2 protein-coding genes are annotated in these 1,745 nt (G+C 57.4%); one reads left to right on the top strand and one right to left on the bottom strand.

Features of this window, described 5'->3' with window-relative positions:
• Positions 1–570 (bottom strand): energy-coupling factor ABC transporter permease (locus QCH34_RS12035; RefSeq protein WP_300334488.1); only part of this gene is annotated, 570 nt, incomplete at its 3' end.
• Between the two features lie 126 nt (positions 571–696).
• Between QCH34_RS12035 and QCH34_RS12030 the strand changes: the two genes are divergently transcribed.
• The coding region (locus QCH34_RS12030) for a cobyrinate a,c-diamide synthase (protein ID WP_366898650.1) at positions 697–1,745 on the top strand (1,049 nt) is incomplete at its 3' end.

The raw sequence follows: 1,745 nt of genomic DNA, 5'->3' as shown, positions 1-1,745 counted from the left end.
CGCAAGTGGAATCTGCGTGATCGCAAATATTGCGCCAAATGCCATGAAGGATGCCATGATACCCCCGGCTTCAGCGGGGAATGCCAGTGCAAGCTGGAGCGAGGTGACGACATAGGTGACGATATTTGCAAAAGCCGCTGCAAAGAAGATGGTGACGATCTCGTTGATGCCCGCCTTCTTTCCGGCGATAAAGATCGCATATGCCACAACCGGCCCGGCAATTCCCATTGAGAAGAGGTTTGCGCCGAGCGTTGAGATTCCGCCATGGGCAAGGAAGAGCGCCTGGTAGACAAGGACGATCAATGCCAGCACCGATGCGATGAAGGGACCGAAGAGAACCGATCCAAGGCCGGTACCGGTCGGATGCGAACAGCTCCCGGTGACCGAGGGGAGCTTCAGCGATGAGAGGACAAAGACGAATGCCCCGGCAACCGCAAGGAGCGGGAGCGCCTCCCTGTTCTCACGCACCATTCTCCTGAGAGCATAGAACCCCATGATCACAAAGGGGGCAGAGAGGATGAACCAGATCTGCCACCAGGGGCTTGGTAAAAAACCTTCCATGATATGCATTATTACACCAAATTTGTTTTATCTAAATAAGATTTACTTGTTATAAAAGCATATTGATTCGGCTCGCAGAACAGAGCTATTTTTTATCCCGGCATCATACGCCCTGAACAAGGAGTGAACCATTCATTGCCTGAAAATATGAAACTGATTCCCCGGATTATCATCGCAGGCACCCATAGCGGGTGCGGGAAGACGACGATTGCCACCGGCCTGATGGGGGCGCTTGCCGCACGCGGACTTGTTGTCCAGCCCTTCAAGGTCGGGCCCGACTTCATCGACCCGACCCACCATACCGAGATCTGCGGGAGGAGTTCACGGAATCTCGACCCCTTCATGATGGGAAAGGACGAGGTGCTGCGAACCTTCATCTCGGCTTCAGAGGGTGCGGATATCGCCGTCATTGAAGGGGTGATGGGGCTCCACGACGGTGTCGAAGGAACCGGAGAATCGAGCACCGCCGATGTCGCCCGGATCCTCTCATGCCCGGTGATCCTCGCCTGCGATGTGAAAGGGATGAGCAGGAGTGTCCATGCGATGATCCTCGGGTACACGACCTATGATCCGGCTGTTTCCTTTGCGGGCGTCATCTACAACCGCGGGGGGTCAGATCGCCACCGGGAGATGATCGGATCTGATGGGAAGCTGCAGTCACTCGGCTGGATTCCGCGCCGGGATGAGCTCCAGGTGGAGAGCCGCCACCTCGGCCTCACCATGGCAGGTGAAGGAGAGGGCATGCGTGCCAGCAGGACGATCGTGGAGGAGTGCTGCGATATTGAGGGGATCATTCAGGCTGCATCCGCTGCCCCCCCGCTCCGGCACAGGATTGATGATGAGAGCGAAGAAGGAACGCGGGTTCGGATCGGCGTTGCGATGGATGCGGCATTCTGCTTCTATTACACAGAGAACTTCATGAAGCTGAGGAGAGCGGGAGCGGAACTCACCTTCTTCTCTCCCATCGCTGACCCGCTCCCGGAGGCAGACGCACTCTACCTCGGCGGCGGGTATCCCGAACTCCATGCGGCAGCCCTTGAGGCGAGCCCGTGCAGGGAGGAGATCAGGAAAGCCGCGGATAATGGCCTTCCGATCTTCGGGGAGTGCGGAGGGCTCGTCTATCTCTCCCGCTCGCTGAAGACTGATGAAGGAACATTTGCCGGTGTCGGTGCCATCTCCGGAGA

This window comes from Methanocalculus sp. (genome assembly GCF_029762515.1).
Classification (GTDB): domain Archaea; phylum Halobacteriota; class Methanomicrobia; order Methanomicrobiales; family Methanocorpusculaceae; genus Methanocalculus.
The sequence above is the reverse complement of the archived record's forward strand: the minus strand, read 5'-3'. Positions and strand labels throughout refer to the sequence as shown.